General features: G+C 62.3%; 17 protein-coding genes. 4 read left to right on the forward strand and 13 right to left on the reverse strand.

The annotated features are described in order from the left end of the window. The first annotated feature begins 17 nt into the window (after window positions 1–17). Window positions 18–2159 (forward strand): putative bifunctional diguanylate cyclase/phosphodiesterase, encoded by a 2142-nt coding sequence (locus AC1RZR_RS26945; RefSeq protein ID WP_481826526.1) that lies wholly within the window; start codon window positions 18–20, stop codon window positions 2157–2159. Between the two features lie 13 nt (window positions 2160–2172). On the opposite strand, the gene AC1RZR_RS26950 is transcribed toward AC1RZR_RS26945, so the two are convergent. Then, entirely contained in the window at window positions 2173–3063 is an 891-nt protein-coding gene (locus AC1RZR_RS26950) for a fatty acid desaturase family protein (RefSeq protein ID WP_481826527.1), read from the reverse strand. 113 nt (window positions 3064–3176) lie between these two features. Between AC1RZR_RS26950 and AC1RZR_RS26955 the strand changes: the two genes are divergently transcribed. Then, window positions 3177–4106 carry a LysR substrate-binding domain-containing protein gene (locus AC1RZR_RS26955; RefSeq protein ID WP_481826528.1) on the forward strand — a complete coding sequence of 310 codons (930 nt, stop codon included), beginning with the start codon at window positions 3177–3179 and terminating at the stop codon, window positions 4104–4106. A 7-nt stretch (window positions 4107–4113) separates the two neighbouring features. Here the strand turns inward: AC1RZR_RS26955 and AC1RZR_RS26960 are convergent, their stop codons facing one another. The 9 genes from AC1RZR_RS26960 to AC1RZR_RS27000 all read right to left on the reverse strand — a co-directional run bounded on the left by AC1RZR_RS26960 (window position 4114) and on the right by AC1RZR_RS27000 (window position 14081). After that, complete coding sequence (locus AC1RZR_RS26960; RefSeq protein WP_481826529.1) at window positions 4114–4386, reverse strand: DUF3303 domain-containing protein; 273 nt, start codon at window positions 4384–4386, stop codon at window positions 4114–4116. Between the two features lie 15 nt (window positions 4387–4401). Further along, the gene (locus AC1RZR_RS26965; RefSeq protein WP_477276143.1) at window positions 4402–5865 is read right to left on the reverse strand and encodes a RimK family ATP-grasp domain-containing protein; all 1464 of its coding nucleotides are present in this window, start codon (window positions 5863–5865) and stop codon (window positions 4402–4404) included. Next, window positions 5862–6968, reverse strand: a complete 1107-nt coding sequence (locus tag AC1RZR_RS26970; RefSeq protein WP_481826530.1) for a peptidase C39 family protein — start codon at window positions 6966–6968, stop codon at window positions 5862–5864. The genes AC1RZR_RS26965 and AC1RZR_RS26970 overlap by 4 nt, the downstream gene beginning before the upstream one ends. A gap of 206 nt (window positions 6969–7174) precedes the next feature. Then, entirely contained in the window at window positions 7175–7966 is a 792-nt protein-coding gene (locus AC1RZR_RS26975; protein ID WP_477276139.1) for an anti-sigma factor family protein, read from the reverse strand. Beyond that, on the reverse strand, window positions 7963–8481 hold the full coding sequence (locus AC1RZR_RS26980; RefSeq protein ID WP_013532577.1) for an RNA polymerase sigma factor: 519 nt from the start codon (window positions 8479–8481) through the stop codon (window positions 7963–7965). Before AC1RZR_RS26980 ends, AC1RZR_RS26975 begins: the two co-directional genes overlap by 4 nt. A 161-nt stretch (window positions 8482–8642) precedes the next feature. Continuing rightward, on the reverse strand, window positions 8643–11411 hold the full coding sequence (locus AC1RZR_RS26985) for a DUF2339 domain-containing protein (protein ID WP_481826531.1): 2769 nt from the start codon (window positions 11409–11411) through the stop codon (window positions 8643–8645). An 83-nt stretch (window positions 11412–11494) separates the two neighbouring features. Next, window positions 11495–12013: a PaaI family thioesterase gene (locus AC1RZR_RS26990; protein ID WP_477276134.1), complete on the reverse strand. Its 519-nt coding sequence runs from the start codon at window positions 12011–12013 to the stop codon at window positions 11495–11497. Beyond that, entirely contained in the window at window positions 12010–12771 is a 762-nt protein-coding gene (recO, locus tag AC1RZR_RS26995; RefSeq protein ID WP_477276132.1) for a DNA repair protein RecO, read from the reverse strand. Before recO ends, AC1RZR_RS26990 begins: the two co-directional genes overlap by 4 nt. Before the next feature lie 137 nt (window positions 12772–12908). Then, window positions 12909–14081 carry a porin gene (locus AC1RZR_RS27000; RefSeq protein WP_481826532.1) on the reverse strand — a complete coding sequence of 391 codons (1173 nt, stop codon included), beginning with the start codon at window positions 14079–14081 and terminating at the stop codon, window positions 12909–12911. 795 nt (window positions 14082–14876) lie between these two features. On the opposite strand from AC1RZR_RS27000, the gene AC1RZR_RS27005 reads away from it, so the two are divergent. Beyond that, window positions 14877–15164 (forward strand): hypothetical protein, encoded by a 288-nt coding sequence (locus AC1RZR_RS27005; RefSeq protein ID WP_481826533.1) that lies wholly within the window; start codon window positions 14877–14879, stop codon window positions 15162–15164. Between the two features lie 59 nt (window positions 15165–15223). Beyond that, window positions 15224–15679, forward strand: coding sequence for a CPBP family intramembrane glutamic endopeptidase (locus tag AC1RZR_RS27010; RefSeq protein WP_481826534.1), 456 nt, complete (start codon window positions 15224–15226; stop codon window positions 15677–15679). A 566-nt stretch (window positions 15680–16245) separates the two neighbouring features. On the opposite strand, the gene era is transcribed toward AC1RZR_RS27010, so the two are convergent. The 3 genes from era to lepB all read right to left on the reverse strand — a co-directional run bounded on the left by era (window position 16246) and on the right by lepB (window position 18737). Beyond that, window positions 16246–17172 carry a GTPase Era gene (gene era / locus AC1RZR_RS27015; protein ID WP_481826535.1) on the reverse strand — a complete coding sequence of 309 codons (927 nt, stop codon included), beginning with the start codon at window positions 17170–17172 and terminating at the stop codon, window positions 16246–16248. 69 nt (window positions 17173–17241) lie between these two features. Further along, entirely contained in the window at window positions 17242–17988 is a 747-nt protein-coding gene (gene rnc, locus AC1RZR_RS27020) for a ribonuclease III (protein WP_481829126.1), read from the reverse strand. Continuing rightward, window positions 17988–18737 (reverse strand): signal peptidase I, encoded by a 750-nt coding sequence (gene lepB / locus AC1RZR_RS27025; RefSeq protein ID WP_379106136.1) that lies wholly within the window; start codon window positions 18735–18737, stop codon window positions 17988–17990. Before lepB ends, rnc begins: the two co-directional genes overlap by 1 nt. Window positions 18738–18758 lie beyond the last annotated feature (21 nt).

An 18758-nucleotide genomic window follows, 5' to 3' on the forward strand; every position in this document is an offset into this window, starting at 1 on the left:
GCCCGCAGGCGCGCCTTATGCCCGTCGCTGATGCCAAGGATGGTTCGGCCGTCCCGGAACCGGGGGCCGAAGGCATGGATCGGGCGCGCCATATAGAAGACGAGCTGCGCGAACAGAACGAACGCTTTTCAGCCGCGGTCGAGAACATGTCGCACGGTCTGTGCATGTTCGACGCCGATGAGCGCATGATCATCTGCAACGGCAACTACATCAACATCTTCTGCCTCGACGCCAGGATGATGCGGCCCGGTATCCGATTCCTCGACATACTGCGGCACAGCGTCGACATCGGCATCGCCTCGCAAAGCGCCGACGAACTCTACGCCATCCGCAAGCCCTATATCGATCAGGCGAAACCCTCGACCTACGAGGAGACGCTGTCGGACGGCCGCATCATCAACATCTCGCATCGCCCGCTGGCTTCGGGCGGCTGGGTCTCGATCTACGAGGACATCACCGAACAGCGCCGCGCCCAACTGGACCTCAAGGAGCAGCATCGCCGCTTCGACGCGGCACTGGCCAACATGTCGCAAGGCCTGCTGATGTACGATGCCGACGGCAGGCTGATCGTACGCAACCAGCGCATTCTGGAACTCTATGGTGTCAGCGCGGCGGACATGCCGCTTGGCATGGGCCTGCGCGAACTGCTCGAGCGGCTCGTGCACCTGGGTATCTATGCACCGATCGACATTGATAGCGAGGTCGCGAAAACGGAGGCTCGCCTGCGGGCCGGCTTGACGCGGTCGACCCCCCGCCAACTCGCCGACGGACGAACACTGATGATCGCGAGCCGGCCCCTGAGCGGCGGCGGCTGGGTCGCGACGTTCGACGACGTCACCGAAAGCAGGCTGGTCGAAGAGCGCATGACCCATCTTGCGCATCACGACACGCTGACCGGATTGCCCAACCGCTCGATGTTTCGCGAACGGCTTGACAATGCGCTGGAAGACTCGGCGGCGGCACCGCTGGCAATCTTCTCGCTCGATCTCGACCGCTTCAAAGCCGTCAACGACACCTGGGGACATCCGGCCGGCGACTGGCTGTTGAAGAGCGTGGCCGACCGGCTGCAACGTTGCCTGCGCAATGAAACAGACGTCGTCGCCCGATTCGGTGGCGACGAATTCGTCATCATCCAGTTCCATTTCAAAGGCCTGGCCGAAGTGGAAAAGCTGGCGAAGCGCATCGTCGAGGTGATCGCAAAACCGTTTCGCGACAAAAACCGGGAGATGCATGTCGGCATCACCCTTGGCATTGCCGTTTTCCCCGACGATGGCAAGGATGCCGACACGCTGCTGAAAAATGCCGATACGGCGCTCTATCGGGCGAAGAGCGAAGGGCGCAACCTGTACCGTTTCTTCGAGCCCGGTATGGACGCCACGGTGCAGGCGCGCCGCGCGCTTGAGGCCGACCTCGAGACGGCGCTGCCGCGCCAGGAATTCGATCTCGATTTCCAGCCCATCATGAACATAGAATCCAGAGAGATCGTCGGCGCGGAGGCCTTGATGCGCTGGCATTCACCGACGCGTGGCACGGTGGCGCCGGACAACTTCATTGCGGTCGCCGAAGAAACCGGACTGATCGTGCCGCTTGGCGAGTGGGCGCTGAGGAAAGCTTGTGCGACGGCGGCAAGCTGGCCACCTGGCCTGCGCATCGCGGTCAATGTCTCGGCCGTGCAGCTCAAGAGCGGCGGTTTCGCCCGTAGCGTCATCTCGGCGCTGGCCTTCTCCGGCGTGCCCGCCAGCCGGCTGGAACTGGAAATCACCGAAACCGTGCTGATGGACGAAAGCGAGACCGTGCTGAGGACGCTGCGTCAGTTGCGCGGGCTGGGCATCCGCATTGCGCTGGACGATTTCGGCACCGGCTATTCCTCGCTCGGCTATCTCAGGCGTTTTCCCGTCGACAAGATCAAGATCGATCGTTCGTTCATCCGCGACATCCACAATCGTGATACGGCGGCGATCGTTCGCACCATCATCGGGCTGGGCGCCGAACTCGGCATCACCGTTACCGCCGAGGGTGTCGAGACCGAGATGCAGCTCGACATGCTGCGCGACAATGGTTGTGTCGAGGCGCAGGGCTATCTGATCGGTGTGCCGTCAAAGGCAGGCGATATCCAGCGCCTGCTGAAATCGCGCGGGTTGCATAGCCAGACCGGCTGAGGTTGGCCCGCCGTCAGCGCAATGTCTCGATATATTTGCCGTGGAAGCTGACATAGCCCGGTTCGACGACCTTCAGATGACTCTCGACCAGCGCATGAAACTCCGGCAGTTGATGAAACGGCACGCCGGGATAGGCATGATGCTCGGCATGGAACGGCATATTCCACGCCAGCTTGCGCACCAGCCAGTTGGTCAACGTGGTCCTGGTGTTCTCCAGCATATTGGCGACGAACGGACAACGCCCGTGCTCGGCCAGTAGATAGAGGCGCAGAAATGGCTGACCGAGCAAGGCCGGCAGGATCCAGACATAGAGCAGCACCGTGAGCCGGAAATAGACGGCCAGCACAACGACCAGGGCATAGAAGGCAATCATGGCGCGCGCCTCGATGCGCACCTTGTCGTCGCCCTTTGGCGGAACGTAGCTTTCCCGTCCGCGGTCAATCGCATTGCCATAGAGCGTCTTGAGCTGCCCCCACCACAACGGGATGCCGGAGACGTGGACGATGTATTGCCGCCATGTCTCCGGTTTGGGGGAAGCCAGCTCCGGATCATTGTCCGGATCCTGGGTGTACCGGTGGTGGGCGAAATGGAAGTAGCGGAACCAGTCCGCAGGCAGTGCAATCGCCAGGCTGCACACTCGCGCCACCGCATCGTTCAGCCACTGCGTTTCGAAGGCCGTGCGATGAACCGTCTCGTGCAGCAGCGTGAACAGGAAGACGATCAGGATGCCTTGCGGCAGCATCAGCAGCGGCCAGAACGGCACCTTGGCGGCGATCAGCGATCCAATGATGATGATCGCACCCCAATGGGCGGCAAGTTGGACCAGACCTGAGACGTCCGACTTGGCGGTCAGGCGATTGCGCTCTTCTTGTGTCAAGGATGCAATTACGTCGCGATGGTCCACTGGCGTCATCCAAGCTGGAAAATGTCGAAGGCCTATCGTAAGCAACAAAAAAGCTTTCTGAAAACGAGGAATTCTGCGATTTAGATAAGCCTAGCTTATCTATTGGGGCCGTCATGATCGCATTTCCATCCTTGCGGGGGCTCCAGGCCTTCGAGGCAGCGGCGCGTTCCGGCAGCTTCGCTGCTGCCGCCGAAGAGCTTTCCATCTCGGCGGCGGCGGTCAGCCAGCTGATCCGGACCATCGAGGAGCAGATGGGACGCAAGCTGTTCCATCGGGTCAACCGCCGCGTCCTGCTGACCGAGGCCGGTGTGGAGATGCTGCCCCGGCTGACCATGGCCTTCCAGGAGATCGGCAGCGTCTCGCGCGAGCTTGCCGGCGACGCGTTCCGCCCCAGGCTGGTGGTGTCGGTGCCGCCATCCATGGCGATGGGCTGGCTTTCCCAACGCCTGGCCGGCTTTGTTGCAAGCCACGGCGCGGTCGACATTTCGCTCCGAGGCGACGACGATCCGGTGCCGTTCGACCGCGAGCTGATCGATATCAGGCTATCCTACGGCCCTCACTATCGCGATCACCCCACCGAAGACCTTGTCAGGGACGCCGTCTATCCCGTCTGCGCGCCGGGGTTTGCCGATGCGGCAAAGCCCGAAGGCCTCGCCGGCCTGCCGCTGATACATACGGACTGGGGCCCAACTGGTGCCTCCTTTCCGTCCTGGCGCAACTGGTTCGAGGCAGCGGGCATCGAGCTCGGCCGCGCAGCCCAGCGCGGCCTGTCGGCCAACTCGTCGCGGGCCGCGCTCGACCTTGCCATTTCCGGCCTTGGCGTGGCGCTGGCGCAAGGGATCTATTGCGCCGAGGCGCTGGAAGACGGGCGGCTTGTCAGGCCCCTTGCCCAGGCGCTGGAGCTGCGCCAGCCCTATTGCTTGACAATCCCGGAGCGCAGCGCACGACGCGATGTGGTGGCGGCGTTTCGCCAGTGGCTGATCGAGGAATGCGTGCGCGCGGTCAAATCGCCGGCGCTGGTCGAGAGCCGTGACGGCCAGTGATGGCCGCTCAGAGGTGCCCGCTCAATGCCTCGACCATGTCCTTGTTCGTCGCCACCGGAACGATCTCGAACTCCACTAGATCCGCCCATTCGATGACCCAGCGCTGCAGCAGCGTGACGTCATCGGCCTCCACCAGCAGGAAACAGCGGCTCATATCCGCCGCGATCCAGCTGTGGTGCACGAGAAGCTCCTCCGGCTTCAGGCGACCACGGTCGCGGAAGCGGCGGTAGATCTCCTTGCGATCGCAGCCGGTAAAATCCTCGATGACTATGAACAGCATCTTTTCCCCCGGTGACTACCGCCCCGGCCGGTCCAGCCTCTCCAGGAACCACTGCGTCAACCGCACCCAGACCTCGTCCTTTTCGCCGGAATCCTCCCAGCCATGGTCGAGGTTCGGATTGTCGTTGACCTCGATAACGAAGACGCCGTCCTTGGTTTCCTTGAGGTCGACGCCATAGAGCCCATCGCCGATGCAGCGCGCCGCCTTCACAGCCGTCTCGACGACATGCGCAGGCGTTTCCTTCAGCGTGAAGGTCTTGATGCCGCCCTGGTCGGGCTTGCCGTTGGCCTTGTGATTGACGATCTGCCAGTGCTTCTTGGCCATCAAATAGTGGACGGCAAACAGTGGCTGGCCGCCGAGCACGCCGACGCGCCAGTCATATTCGGTCGGAATGAATTTCTGCGCAATCAGAAGGTCGGAATCCTCCAGCCATTCCGTAGCAAGCGTCTTCAGCTCCTCGAAGTCAGCGCATTTCTTGACGCCGCGCGAGAACGACGAATCGGGGATCTTCAACACCAGCGGAAAGCCGAGTGTCTGCGCCGCCAGTTCGAGGTCCGAGGTGCCGGCGATCATCACCGTCGGCGGCACCGGCACTTTGTTGTAGGCCATCAGTTCGTTGAGATAGACCTTGTTGGTGCAGCGGATCATCGACAGCGGATCGTCGATCACCGGCATGCCTTCCTGCTGGGCGCGGCGAGCGAAACGATAGGTGTGATTGGAGATCGACGTGGTCTCGCGGATGAACAGCGCGTCGTAATTGGCGAGCTTGGCGAGGTCCCGCTTGGTGATGGGCTCGATTTCGACACCCATCTTTTCGGCGATCTTGGCCCAGTAGCGCAGCGACGATATCTCCGACGGCGGCAATTCCTCATGCGGATCGACCAGCGTGGCGAAGGTGTAGCGCGCCGGCGTGCGGCCCTTGGTGTCGCGCCACTCACGGTTGGTGTAGGTCTCCAGGCACTGGATGAAGCTTTTTTCCTCTTCCTCCGTCATCCGCGCCAGCGGATGGAAGCCGATCTTGCGGATCGAGGCCCATTCGGCGCTGTCCTTGATGTGAACCTCCAGCGCCGGCGCCCGGAACCAGTCGAACAACAGCTTGGCAAAACGGTCCCAGATTTTCGACGGGCCGATGCCGAAGAAGATGCAGACCTTGGTTGGAAAGGCGCCGCCGAGATCCTTGCGGCATTTGTTGAGCGCCAGCTCCAGTTCCGGCAATGCGTGCTCGTAGAGCTTGCGTTCCGACAGGTCGATCATCGTCTCGACGGTCGGGATGACCTTGTGGCCGCGTGAGCCCGCCAGCAGCGAGGCGTAATAGCCGCGGCTCTGGTAGGCGTAGTTGTTCGACAGGTTGATGACCTTCGGCTGCTGGCCGCGAAACAGCGACGGATGCGCAAGATAATCACGGTTGGTGATGATCTTGTGCGGTGTCGCCACCTGGTCGAGATCGCTCTGCCGGCCGGTTAGGATGACCCAGGTCATTGTCTGTCGCGCTTTCCCAGAGTGATGGCGGCGCGCAGTCCGTCGCGGCCGAACTGCGCCATGTTCATGAAGATGCCGTAAGGCACGGGAATGTTGGCGGCATCAAGGATGGTTTCCTGCCTTTCGTCCTCGACCCAGGGATCGTGGATCAGGATGTGGTCGCCGTCATCGCCGATGGCCAGCACCCAGTGCGGCACCTTCTTGCCAAACATAAGGAAACCGCTGATCAGCACCAGCACCAGTTTTCCCTCCGCGATCGCGGCGCGAATGTCGTCGATGGTGAACGGACGGTAATTCACCGGGATGCCGTAAAGTTCCGCGCGGCGGCGAAAGTCGACCTGGGCCAGTTCCATCACCCGGCGCTTGTCCTCGCTGCGCACCGACTGCAGGAACAGCGCGCCGTAGAAGGAAACATAGATCTCCGCCGCAAGCCCGCTTTCGTACCCCGAGACAGCGAGGCCGAACGGCTCGCAGCCACCGGGTCCCGACATCATGAAGACGGTCGTCGCCTCGCGCCACAGTCGGATTTCCATGACCGGATCCGGCACGAAGCCGCGATCGAAATTGGCCATGGCCATCATCAGGCAGCATGGACCGCAGGTGAATTCGCAGGTCTGCTGGTAGAACGGCACCTTTGTGGCGATCGGAATGTCGCCGCGCAAGGTCTTTTCATAGCGAAGCGCCGCCTCACCATCCTCATAGTAGCCTGGCTCGCGGCCGATCTTGCGATAGCCGGCGTGCTCGTAGATGTGGATGGCTCGGCCGTTGTCCTCTCGCACCTCGAGACGCAGCATCATGCGGCCATGCTCGAAGGCGGCATCCTCAGCGGATTCGAGCAGCATGCGGCCAACACCCAGCCCACCGAAGAACGGACCGGTGGCGATCGAGTAGAGACGCGCCACGCCGCTGCCCTTGCGAAACAGCACGATCGCATAGCCGGCCACGCGGCCATCGATTTCCGCGACCAGCGTCTCGGCGGTTTCGCGCTCGATGAACAGGCGGAAGGAGCGACGGGAAATGCGGTCGCTTTGGAAAACAGCTTTCTCGATGGCGGCGAGATCATCGACGTCAGACGCGCGGGCCGTGCGGATCTCGGCAGGCATGCGGCTTGAGAAAACCCCGATTGGTGGTGGGAAATGCCCTAGTCGAAAACGTTCAGGACACCAGCCGAAATGCTGATGGCCATGAAAGCGCTATCGCACCTCGAATAGGGCCGAATTGTGACAGATTCGGCAGCCGCTCGGCGATGCAAAAACGCTTCGAATGGGATCATTGTCATAGACTGGCGTTGCCATCAAAAGCGCGCCTTTCAACTGGCCAGGCCGGCCAGAAGCTGGCCATAGGCGCTCTTTGCCACGACGGCCAATTGCTCGCGCGGCAGCGAGCCGACAACGGCGCAACCATAGCCCTTGTCCATCCAGTAGACGGCCTGGGGACCGTCTTGCGCCGATGCATAGGTTCCCTTGGCATTCTCCGCCGATTCCGCCGTGACGAAGAGGGATATGCGCTCGCCCTTGTCGTCCTCGTAGAGCAGCATCGCGGCCTTGCTGTCGCCAGCTGGAAGCAACCGGCCGCCGACCAGTTGAAAACCGTTCGCGGTCAGGTCCGGCGCCACCAGCTTCAGCCCTACCCGGTTGGACAGCCAGGTCTGCAAATGATCCTTGTCGCTGGCCGGCACTTCGACTGCATGCCGCTTTTCGGCAGCGAAGACGACATGGGCCGCTATTGCCTGCTCGGCCAGTTGATCTTCCGCCGGATCCTCCTGCCCGATGCCGTCGATGCCGGCAAAGTAGCCGCCAAGCCCACCAGCGACCACAAGCACGGCCGCCGCGGCGGCAAGCCACCAGCGTGAGCGTGACGCCGCAGCCTTGACCGGCGTCTCGCCGAGCACGATCTTGCGCAACCGCACGGGGACGGCTTCGTCGAGCACGCCGGCGAAGGCGGCCTGCAATGCTACCCGGTCGGCGGTGAAGCGGGCGCTCCTGGCTTTCATCTCGGGATTGGCGTCGAGCCAGGCGTCGTAGGCAGCGCGCTCGTCGCCGGGCAGCTCGCCATCGAGCGCCATGTGGATGTCACGTTCGGAAAAGTCGCGGCGGATCATTTCTCGACGATCCTTATCGCGCGGCGGCGCGCCGTGTCGTCCAGCAACCCACGCAATTCCTCACGCCCACGCGCAATGCGCGACATCAGCGTGCCTGCGGGGACGCCCAGAATGTTGGCGGCTTCGGCATATGAAAACCCTTCGATGGCGACCATGACCAGAGCCGCGCGGCGGTCGGGGCTGATCGCCTGCAATGCGTCGATGATCTCGCGCGAAGCGATGCTTTCCACCTGCTCGGCCGGTTGGGCCACCGCCTCGCCCGCTTCCAGAGGCAGCATCGCCGCCTCGCCGCGACGGTTCACCTTGCGCATCTGATCGATGAACAAATGATGCATGATCGTAAACAGCCACCTCCGGGGGCTTTCTCCTGTCTGCCAGTTGTCGAGCCGAACAAGCGCCCGCTCGAGGCAATCCTGAACGAGATCGTCGGCAGCATCGCGGTCGCGCAAAAGCGAGCGTGCGTAGCGGCGCAGTCGCGGTATTTCGCCAAGGATTGCTGCCTTCTTTTCGTCCATGACCGCTGGTTCTGAGGTCGCCCTTGTTGATCCCGATTGAACGCGCCTTCTCGGCGCGGCGCAAGCGGCCAGCGCGAAGCGGTCCGCCGCCCCGGTCACCCAAGCAATGAGATAACGACGCGCGCTGCCGTTTTATTCCCGGCTAAATTGAACTCCTGTCGTCACTGCTCGCCGACCGATATTTTCTCCCTTGCCGCGTGCGTCAGGAGGCGCTGGTAGAACAGGCCGATGCCGATCAGCACCGCACCGAGGCCGATGAAGGACAACGCCCGCAGCACACCTTCCAACTCCGACATGTCGAAGATGAAGACTTTCAGCACGGCGATCGCGATCAGCGCGGCGGAGGCAATGCGCAGCACCTGAGATTTCAGCCAGACGCCGGCGGTGAGCAGCGCCACACCGATGACCAGCCAGAGCGCCGAATAGGTGTAGGTTTCCAGCTGGCCGAGACCGCTCCATAGGCCGATGAATTCGCCCTTGAACAGCCGCCTGACCGACAGCGTGGCATAGGCGAAGGCAAGCACAGCCGCCACGAGCGCCAGCATCTGTGCATACCATTTCGGCCGCTTGTCCCTGGCGTAGAGCGCCAGCCCGCCTGCGGCGACCGCCGGCAGGAGATAGGCGAGGAACAGCAGGTTGAACACCGGGATCTGGCCGGTCGATTCGTCGGTTAACAGCGGATTCAGCACCACGAAATGCCGGACAACGATCAAGGCGACCGAAGCCACACCGGCGGCCATCGAACCATAGCGCAGCACCGAGCTTGGTGAGCGCATGTCGATGGCGACCAGGATGGCGCCGGCGCCGATGGCGATCAGCGTGTAGATCGCCTGCTCGGCGAGCGTCATCGCACCCGTGTCGATGACGCCGCCATGCATGGCATGGCGCACCAGCATGGCGAGCGCGAGCAGCGCAAACAATGCCGCCGCCGCTTCCATGGCGAGGCGCGGCCGGCCGTTGGTGGTGCGGGCAAGTTGCCAGGCGGTGAAACCGAAGGCCAGCGCCGGCACGCCATAGCCCGGCAGCAGCCAGTTGAACACCGGTGTCGTCGATAGGAATTCAGCACCGACGATGGTCGGATCGAAAGCGACGCGGCCGAGCACGGCGATCACCGCGCCGACCGAAATCCAGCCGAGCACCGGATAGGGGCGCCAGCGCGTGGCCAGCGCCGGCACGATGGCGGCCGCACCGAGCAGGATGGTGGTCCAGCCGGAATCGAAAGCCATATGCAGCATCAGGAGACCGGCGATGGCCGCACCGCCCAGGGCAAACGACACCGCCACGCCGCCCTTGAGCGGCGGTTCCTCGCTGCGTGCGATCCACTCGCTGCCGGCGGCGAAAACCACGACCAGCAGTGCCGCGACGGCGGCGTAGACAAAGTCGCGGTCGAGATTGCCGAAGGTGAACCAGAGTGCCAGCAGGATGACCAGCGGCACGATGACGCCCCACGCCGCCCATGAGGCGGCGCGGATCTGTGTCGCGGCGGCGAACCTGCGGGCGGCCCAGAAGCCGGCGCCTATGAAGACCAGGCCAAGCGCGATGCCGATGCGCAATGTCAACGCGTTGGACGTGGCCACAGGCAGGCCGTCGACGCCCAAGGCGCCGCCCGAAAAGTCGGAGGCGATCGAAGTCGGCGGGATGATGCCGAGATAGATCATTACCGTCACCAGTCCTGCGGCATAGAGGAGCGGCAGCGCCAACGGGCGATAGAGCGCGACCGCCACCATTGCGGCGATCAGCACGGCGCCTGGCAAGGCATCGCCGGCGGCGGCGAAGACCGGGTCGACCGACAGGCCCAGCGCCGAGAATGCGACGAACAGGCCAGGCACGATGGACGGCCAGTCGAAAGCCATGGCTGGTCCGGTTTCGGCGTCACGGCGAGCGAGCCAGACAAACGCAAGCACCGCCAGCGTGACGGCGTCGATGAACAGGATGGTGGAGAGGTTCGCACCCGGCGCATCGGTCATGTAGAGGATGGTCCAGACACCGGTGCCAAAAAAAGCCGCCGCCATCAGCAACTTCCAGTCGCGCATGCGGGCGATGACAGCGGTGGCCACAAGCACGATCGCGAGGTAGCCGAACAGCGCCCAAGGATTGGGCGCCTGTGAGGCAACCAGCATTGGCGTCACCATGGCGCCGATGAGGCCGATGCCGGCCAGCGCCTGGCCATGGACCAGGGCGGCTGCGATCGTCGCCACGCCGATGGCGCCGAGCAGCGTGAAGGCGAGCGCCGGGCCGATGAAGCCGTAAATGCCATGCGCGGCATAGACGGTGCCGAACAGGATGAAAGCGCCGGCCGCCGTCAGGATCGCCGGAATATAGGCGCCAGCGACACCTTGCACCGGCACCTTGAAGCCGGTGCGGCGGATGAACTCGCCGCCGGCAACCAGCACCAGGCCGAGAACCGCGGCCATGGTCAGCCGCACGCCGGGGCCGAAAATGCCGGCCTCGATGGTGTAGCGGATCAGGAACAGGCCACCCAGCGCCAGCGCGATGCCGCCGACCCAGACCGCCCAGCGGGTGCCGAGCGCGGTTTCGACATCGGACTGGCGGGCGGCTTTCGCCGCTGCGGCCGGCTCGGCGGGTTCTGCTGCCGCCGGCGCCGCCTCACTTGGCGCCCATGGCCCGGACACGGCCTCGCCGGTTGGGGCTTCTGCCTCAGTCACCGGTGCCTGCGCGGCGACCGGATCGCCCACCGCCGGCAAGACGATATCGACCGCTGCCGCAACGGCTGGAGCCATATCGGCGGGCGGCGCGCTGTCGGCGGCTGCCTGTTCGGACGGTTTGGCCGCAGGCGGCACGGCGCCTGAAAGGACAAGGCTGCGCAGCGCGCCGAGCTCGCGCTCGACAAGCCCTATGCGGCTCTGCTGGCGTGAAATGATGACGAACAAGGCGATGATGGCGACAAGGCCGATCAGGCTTTCAAACATGGCGGTTCCCCCAAACCAGGCCAGTTTTCACTGACGTTCAGTCTCATTGACATTCAAATGCGGCGGCCAAACGGCCACAAAACTCAACGCGCCGCCAGATTGGCGGCCGGAAAGATCGAGCATGTTTCGGTGCCGAAAGCCAGCAGCTTGCCGCTGGCATCCTTCAGCGTCGCTTCCGACACCGCCAGCGTGCGACCCTTGTGGACGACCTTGCCTTCGCAGACCACCTCACCGGTCTTCGGCGTGATGGGCCGGGTCAAATTCACCTTGAACTCCGCAGTCGTATAGGCCTCACCCTTTTCGAGCAGCGTCTGCACGGCGCAGCCCAGTGCCGAATCGAGCAGCGTCGCCGCCCAGCCGCCATGCACGCTGCCCAGCGGGTTGAGGTGGCGTTCGTTGGGAACGCCACGGAATACCGCACGACCTTCCGACACTTCGGTCAAAGCGAAATTCAGCTGAAAGGAGATCGGCGGCGCCGGATACTTGCCGTCGATGATGCGCTGCAGCAGACCCAGGCCGGTGTATTCCAGGATGTCGGCATGTGGAATGGTGCCGAGGCCTAGCGGCGAGACCCGCCCCGGATAAAGTTCGACCTCGCTCATGCCGCAGTCTCTCCGGCAGTGGCCTTGCCGCGCGCGTGGTGCTTGCGCAATGCGGCGAGAAAGCCGGTGCGGGCGTCTGGCGGCTCGATGCCGCGCGGCTCATAGACGTGGCGGGTGAAGAAGAAGCCGGTGAGCCGGAAGGCGTCGTCGACCGCCGCCGGATCCGCGCGCAGGCCGGAGCCGCGCTGCAGGAAGGCCGGCAACGCCAGCATCTTGTCGCGCCATGGCAAGCCTGCTTCGCGCGACACCGCACGTCCCGATTTCGGCGAAACATAGGCCAGGTCCTGCCGCGTGCCGGTTGCGGCGCATTGGCTGAGATCGAGGCCAAAGCCGAGTTCGTCCAGCACCAGAAGCTCGAAGCGCGCCACCAGTTCGCCGGCAGCGTCGGCATCGTCGAGATGCACGATCATCACGGCAAGCGTTTCGTAGAGACCTTCATGGGCGTCACGCTCGGGCAACAGGCGCAGATGCGCGGCCATGGTCTGCAGCCCGTAAACGGCCACCGCGCTGTCCATCAACCGGGCGGCGTTCATCTCGATCGCCTCTGCCTGGAACGTGCCGAGATGCTCGTCGAGCCGCGCCCGCCACAACAGGTCGACGCGATTGCCGGGTTGCAGGACAGGCTGCTGCTTGCGCGAACGGCCGCCACGCACGAGGCCGAGATGACGGCCATGCGCGCGTGTCATCACCTCGAGAATGGCGCTGGTTTCGCCATGCTTGCGGGTGCCGAGAATGATTCCCTCGTCGCGCCATTCCATTTTCGGAGCTTTTCACCGGTTGGGTGGCGAAATCAAGGTATGGGTTTTGGCACCTGACAGGCCGGCAGCGGGGACAGTGTACAAAAAACCGCCCGCAGCATATCGCTGCGGGCGGCCTGGTAAGGTCAGTCTATCCGTTAGAACGAGCGCTGGAAGCGGAGAATGCCACCGACGCTGCTCTTCTTGTTGGCCTTGGTCCAGTTGTTGAAGTCGGCGTCGCCGAACTTTCCAGCATTGAGGTAATCGACTTCAGCCGTGACCGTAAGGCCGGGCACAACGGTATAGGCAACGTTCGCGGCGATGCCGAGATTCTTCCAGTCGTCATAAGAGACCTGGGCGTTGAATGAAGTCTTGGCGTTGAACTTGTAGGTGCCGCCGCCCCAGACTGCCCAGTTGCCGCCCCACTGCTTGTAGAAGCCGCGACCGTTGGCATCGATGGCGTTGCCGGCATTGTCGTTGAGGTTGTCGTCCGTGCCGTAGCCGCCCATGATGAACAACGTCAGTTCCTTGCTGACATTGACGTCCAAACGGACCTTGCCGACTACTTCCTCGTAATTGCTGTCATAGGCGACGACGCCGGTGACCGCACCCCAGTCGCCCTTGTACTTCACGCCGCCGACGACATGCGGAACATAGCTGTCGATGGTGCCGACCTTGCCGGCGCCTTCTTCGAGAGAGACCACCCCCGTGAAGCCGTTGCCTGCGTCGAAGTAGTACTGAACGACGTTGCTCTCCTGCCCGCCATACGGAACCAGCGTATCCTGGATGACGTTGCCGGCATAGCCGATGAACGTATCGAAAGCCGTATCGTCCTTGCCGACGCGCAGGCCGCCGAGCTGAATCCAGGCGAAACGCAGCGAGAGAGACTTGTTACGGCCTTGCCAGTCGTCCGCATTGGAGGCGGCTTGATTGAGATAGTCGCCGCTGCTGTTGCCGTAGTTGAAGCGGGTCTCGGTGTAGGTCTTCAAGGTACCGAGCTCGGTCTCCTGACCGGTCCAGGTCTTCAGCGTGAAGCGGGTGTTCTTGTAGTAGGTCGAGTGCGTGTCGCCGGCGCTCTGGTGGTCAGGGACATGGTTGACACCATCGAGCGAGCCGGCATCGCCGACGCCGATGTCATAACGGACATAGCCGCCGATGCGTAGGCAGGTCTCGGTGCCCGGGATGTAGAAGTAGCCGGCGCCGTAGACGTCGCAGATCTTGACGTATTCGGCTGGTTCCGGTTCGGCGACGACGACAGCGTCAGCCGCGCGCGCGCCGCTGACCGCGATCAGGGCCGCGGCTGAGCCGAGAAGAAGGCTCTTGATGTTCATTTTCTGACCTCTCCAGTCACAGTTTTAAATGGCTTCGGATTTGTGGCTGGCGGCAATGTTTTCCCGCCTCACCCCCACAACGAAAAAGGCCAGCACCGCTCGCCCTTTTCAGCGGCGAACATACCCATCGATCTTCTGCCTTCAATGACGATTCCTGAAATAAATACGATTCAAAAAACAGATTAACTCTGTGTTGCACAAATAACACTTACAACTAGCGCAATTGGCACAATTGGCACAACGCCATACAGTCAATATATATACAGATAGTTTCGTGTCTAACTATCTTTTGATGCGTGATACTTCTACAATTGCGCCCGATATGTGGAATATCCGCCCATTTTCAGTGAAAACCATCTGGATATTTTTTCATCCGCCAGCCATCAGATGGTGTCCGTCCGCCAATCGTGTTCTGGCGTTGCGCCGAACTGCCAGGCGATGCCTGCCCGGCCGATTTTGCTTTTGCTGGGGCGATCGAAACTCACCGGAGCGCCGTGGCGTTGCCGATTGTGACAGCGGCCAACCGTTGAAGACGATCCTATGTGAGCTAGCCGCGCGCCAATCCCGTAACGACGCGACAGCCGAGCGACATCGGCCCTGCCCTATGGAAATATCGGAAATCTTTCAGAAACCGCTCGGGATTTTTGGCCGTGCTGGCGCCAATAAGGACGGGTAGGCCGAAGCGGTCGACATGGCCTGCCTAGCAATTCGGCTGGCTCGTTCCAGATGCATGTCGACCGATCGGGCAGCCCGGCGACCTCTCATGACCAATCTGCCCCCCCGAGAGGACCTGACATGATCTCCGTCCCGAGCCTGGTGCGAAGGCATCAGCTGACCGCCTTCTTTTCGCTTGCGCTTGGCCTCACCTGGCTGACCTTCATCCCGTTCTGGCTGTCGGACGGCGACAGCATTCCCTGGTTTACCTTCGGCCCGATGGTCGCCGGCATCATGGTCGCGGCCCTGTCCGGCGGCTGGAGTTCGGTCAAGGCCATCCTCGCCTCGATGGTGAAATGGCGGGTGCAGCCGTTTTGGTACCTTGTGGCATTCGGCCTGCCCTTCGGAACGCAGTTGGTCTCGATCTGATCAATCCGCTGTTCGGGGCGGCAGCACCGGCCTGGAGCAATATTCCGGCCCTCTCCGAAATGTTGCCGATCATCGCGCTGTACGCAGTCTTCAGCGGCCCGCTCGGTGAGGAGCCCGGCTGGCGCGGTTTTGCGACGCCACGCCTGCTCGCCAGCCATTCAGCACTGGGCGGCAGCCTGATCCTCGGCACGATCTGGGCCATCTGGCACTTTCCGCTCGGCCTGGTCGGCGACCTCAGCCTCTTCGGCACGATCAACGTCGTGCTGGCGGGAATTGTGTTCACCTGGCTCTATCAGAACACCGGCAGTGTGCTCCTCGCCTTCATCATGCACGTGACACACCAGAACAGCGTGCGGTTCCTCGGCAAGGTGTTCACCGGTGGCGACTATGTGCAGCAGCAGTGGATCGGCGTGGCTATCTGGGCGATCATCGCCGTCGCCATCGTCGCCCACTACGGCACCGAAAGCTTCGTCCGCCGGCCAAGGACACAGCTCGCCGCCGCTGGCGCCGACTAGGCTCGCAGTCAGCGCGGTGCCCGAGGCCGGAACGGCGGCGCGGATGCGCCAGCCCTTGACCCAGCGCGTTGACCGCAAGATTCTTCCAACGTGGAAATTGCGTGGCGATCAACCGGCTGACAAGCGCTTTGTCGATGTTCGGCTTGCTGTCCATGGACCCAGTTGTTTCGACGCAATTCCGGACGGAAAACCGCTTCACACTTTTCCTGGAATTGCTCACTTGTTTCGACGCAATTCCGGACGGAAAACCGCTTCACACTTTTCCTGGAATTGCTCACTTGTTTCGACGCAATTCCGGACGGAAAACCGCTTCACACTTTTCCTGGAATTGCTCACTTGTTTCGACGCAATTCCGGACGGAAAACCGCTTCACACTTTTCCTGGAATTGCTCACTTGTTTCGACGCAATTCCGGACGGAAAACCGCTTCACACTTTTCCTGGAATTGCTCACTTGTTTCGACGCAATTCCGGACGGAAAACCGCTTCACACTTTTCCTGGAATTGCTCACTTGTTTCGACGCAATTCCGGACGGAAAACCGCGTCACACTTTTCCCTGGAATTGCTCTAGCGCGGAAACTCAAGCCCCATCTCGCGGTAGCGCTCGGGGTCGTCGCCCCAGTTCTCGCGCACCTTGACGAACAAAAACAGGTGCACCTTCTGTTCGAGGATGCCTGCTATCTCCATGCGCGCCGCCTGGCCGATGGCGCGGATGGTCTCGCCTTTGTGGCCGAGCACGATCTTCTTCTGGCTGTCGCGCTCGACATAGATGGTCTGGTCGATGCGCACCGAGCCGTCCTTCTTCTCCTCCCATTTCTCGGTCTCGATATGGGAGGAATAGGGCAGTTCCTGATGCAACCTGAGATAAAGCTTCTCGCGGGTGATCTCGGCTGCCAGCTGGCGCATCGGCAGGTCTGAAATCTGGTCTTCCGGATAGTACCAGGGGCCGGCCGGCAGGGTGTCGGCGAGATAATCGAGCACGTCCTTGCAGCCGGAACCGGTCAGCGCGGAGACCATGAAGGTGCGCTTAAACGGCACCCTTTCGTTTGCTGCCGCCGACAAAGCCAGCAGCGCCTCGTGCTTGACGCGATCGACCTTGTTGAGGATCAGGACCATCGGCTGGCGGACATCCTTCAGCCGTTCGAGGATGGCGTCGGCATCGCCCCTGATGCCCCGCTCGGCGTCGATCAAAAGCAACACGATATCGGCATCCTTGGCGCCGCCCCAGGCGGTGGTCACCATCGCGGTGTCGAGCCGCCGCTTGGGCTTGAAGATGCCCGGCGTGTCGACGAAGACGATCTGCGCATTGTCATGCGTGGCGATGCCGCGCACGATGGCACGGGTCGTCTGCACCTTGTGCGTGACGATCGACACCTTGGCACCGACCAGTTGGTTGACCAGTGTCGACTTGCCGGCATTGGGGGCCCCGATCAGGGCGACAAAGCCGGAGTGCGTGACGACAGCTTCCGTAGCCGGCTCTTCGGTGGCGGTCATGCCGCGCTCCCTTCATTAGAGTGCCGCGCGTCCACTTGGACGCGCAAAGGACGCCCTAAAACTTTAAATCTACGCATCGTGCTTTCCAAAAACCGACTCCGATTTTTGGGCCGATGCGTTGGCCCAGACGCCTTCGCGCAAAAGAAATGCCGAGGCTGCCGCTTCTTCCGCGGCCCTGCGCGAGCCGCCGGTGCCGATAGAAGACGCAAAGCCGTTGACTTGCAAGGACACCGTGAAGACCGGCTGGTGATCAGGGCCTTCACGTTTTTCGATCACATATTCGGGGCGCGCGTCGCTGGTCTTGGCGATCCATTCCTGCAAATCGGATTTCGGATTGAGCGGCTTTGCCACAACCGTGCGCGAGCGCGGCTCCCAGTAGCGCAGGACGAAGCGCCGCGCGGCGTCGATGCCACCGTCAACATAAACCGCCGCGATCAGGGCTTCGACCGCATCCGCCAGATAGTTTCCGCCCGAGCCACGCGATCGCGTCTTCAAGGCAGCGTCGGCCCGGACCAGATCCTCCAGCTGCATTTCGATGCCGATTTCGGAGCACGTTTTAGCATCCACCAGCGCATTGAAGCGGGGCGCGATTTCACCTTCCGGTGCGTCAGGAAACTTTTCGAAAAGCATATCGGCGACCACGAGCCCAAGCACGCGATCGCCAAGGAATTCGAGACGCTGATTGTTGCTGGCCGCCTTGACCGCGCTGGAATGCGTCAATGCGGTCTCAAGCAACCGGAGATCCTTGAAGACATGGCCGGTCTTGGCCTTCACCAAACCGGCCAGTGTTTCACCTGTCGGGCGCTTCAAAGCCATCAATTGACGAAGTGGAACAGGCGCGAAGCGCGCATCAGCGACGGCCATTTCCAGATTTCGAGCGGGCTCGCCTTGCCGGCGATCGAGAAGAAAACAAGATTGGCGCGGCCAACCAGATTTTCTTCGGGAACGTAGCCGACGGTGAAACGGCTGTCGGCGGAATTGTCCCTGTTGTCGCCCATCATGAAATAATGGCCGGCCGGCACGTCGAATTCGCGGGTGTTGTCGCCGATCGAGTTCGAATTCAGGTCGAGCGTGTCGTAACTGACGCCATTGGGCAAGGTCTCCCGGTAGACATCGATCGGGCGCGATTCCTCGGTGATGTCGGGATTGTCGATCTGGCCGGTTTTCACGCGCGGCACGCCAACGCCGTTGATGAACAGCTGGCCGTCCTTGACCTGGATCTTGTCGCCCGGCAGGCCGACCACGCGCTTGATGTAGTCGACAGACGGATCAGGCGGGAACTTGAACACCACCACGTCGCCGCGCTTCGGCGCGGAGCCCCAGATGCGACCCGAAAAGATGTCGGGGCCGAAAGGCAGCGAGTAGCGGGAATAGCCGTAGGACCATTTGGTGACGAACAGATAGTCGCCTTCCAGAAGCGTCGGCCGCATCGATCCCGACGGGATCGAAAAGGGCTGGAACAACAGCGTGCGGATGACCAGGGCGAGCAAAAGCGCCTGGACGATGACGCTGACGGTCTCGCCAAGGCCGCCGGATTTCTTCTCAGATTTTTCAGCCACGCTCATGTCGTCCTCGATTGTGCGTTG

The sequence above is a fragment of the Mesorhizobium bavaricum genome (assembly GCF_056781655.1).

What these genes read in the sequence shown, in the direction of transcription:
- AC1RZR_RS26945 (WP_481826526.1), top strand. Translation starts at nt 18, where the DNA reads ATGCCCGTCGCTGATGCCAAGGATGGTTCGGCCGTCCCGGAACCGGGG.
- AC1RZR_RS26955 (WP_481826528.1), top strand. Translation starts at nt 3,177, where the DNA reads ATGATCGCATTTCCATCCTTGCGGGGGCTCCAGGCCTTCGAGGCAGCG.
- AC1RZR_RS26960 (WP_481826529.1), bottom strand. Translation starts at nt 4,386, where the DNA reads ATGCTGTTCATAGTCATCGAGGATTTTACCGGCTGCGATCGCAAGGAG.
- AC1RZR_RS26965 (WP_477276143.1), bottom strand. Translation starts at nt 5,865, where the DNA reads ATGACCTGGGTCATCCTAACCGGCCGGCAGAGCGATCTCGACCAGGTG.
- AC1RZR_RS26970 (WP_481826530.1), bottom strand. Translation starts at nt 6,968, where the DNA reads ATGCCTGCCGAGATCCGCACGGCCCGCGCGTCTGACGTCGATGATCTC.
- AC1RZR_RS26975 (WP_477276139.1), bottom strand. Translation starts at nt 7,966, where the DNA reads ATGATCCGCCGCGACTTTTCCGAACGTGACATCCACATGGCGCTCGAT.
- AC1RZR_RS26980 (WP_013532577.1), bottom strand. Translation starts at nt 8,481, where the DNA reads ATGGACGAAAAGAAGGCAGCAATCCTTGGCGAAATACCGCGACTGCGC.
- AC1RZR_RS26985 (WP_481826531.1), bottom strand. Translation starts at nt 11,411, where the DNA reads ATGTTTGAAAGCCTGATCGGCCTTGTCGCCATCATCGCCTTGTTCGTC.
- AC1RZR_RS26990 (WP_477276134.1), bottom strand. Translation starts at nt 12,013, where the DNA reads ATGAGCGAGGTCGAACTTTATCCGGGGCGGGTCTCGCCGCTAGGCCTC.
- recO (WP_477276132.1), bottom strand. Translation starts at nt 12,771, where the DNA reads ATGGAATGGCGCGACGAGGGAATCATTCTCGGCACCCGCAAGCATGGC.
- AC1RZR_RS27000 (WP_481826532.1), bottom strand. Translation starts at nt 14,081, where the DNA reads ATGAACATCAAGAGCCTTCTTCTCGGCTCAGCCGCGGCCCTGATCGCG.
- AC1RZR_RS27005 (WP_481826533.1), top strand. Translation starts at nt 14,877, where the DNA reads ATGATCTCCGTCCCGAGCCTGGTGCGAAGGCATCAGCTGACCGCCTTC.
- AC1RZR_RS27010 (WP_481826534.1), top strand. Translation starts at nt 15,224, where the DNA reads ATGTTGCCGATCATCGCGCTGTACGCAGTCTTCAGCGGCCCGCTCGGT.
- era (WP_481826535.1), bottom strand. Translation starts at nt 17,172, where the DNA reads ATGACCGCCACCGAAGAGCCGGCTACGGAAGCTGTCGTCACGCACTCC.
- rnc (WP_481829126.1), bottom strand. Translation starts at nt 17,988, where the DNA reads ATGGCTTTGAAGCGCCCGACAGGTGAAACACTGGCCGGTTTGGTGAAG.
- lepB (WP_379106136.1), bottom strand. Translation starts at nt 18,737, where the DNA reads ATGAGCGTGGCTGAAAAATCTGAGAAGAAATCCGGCGGCCTTGGCGAG.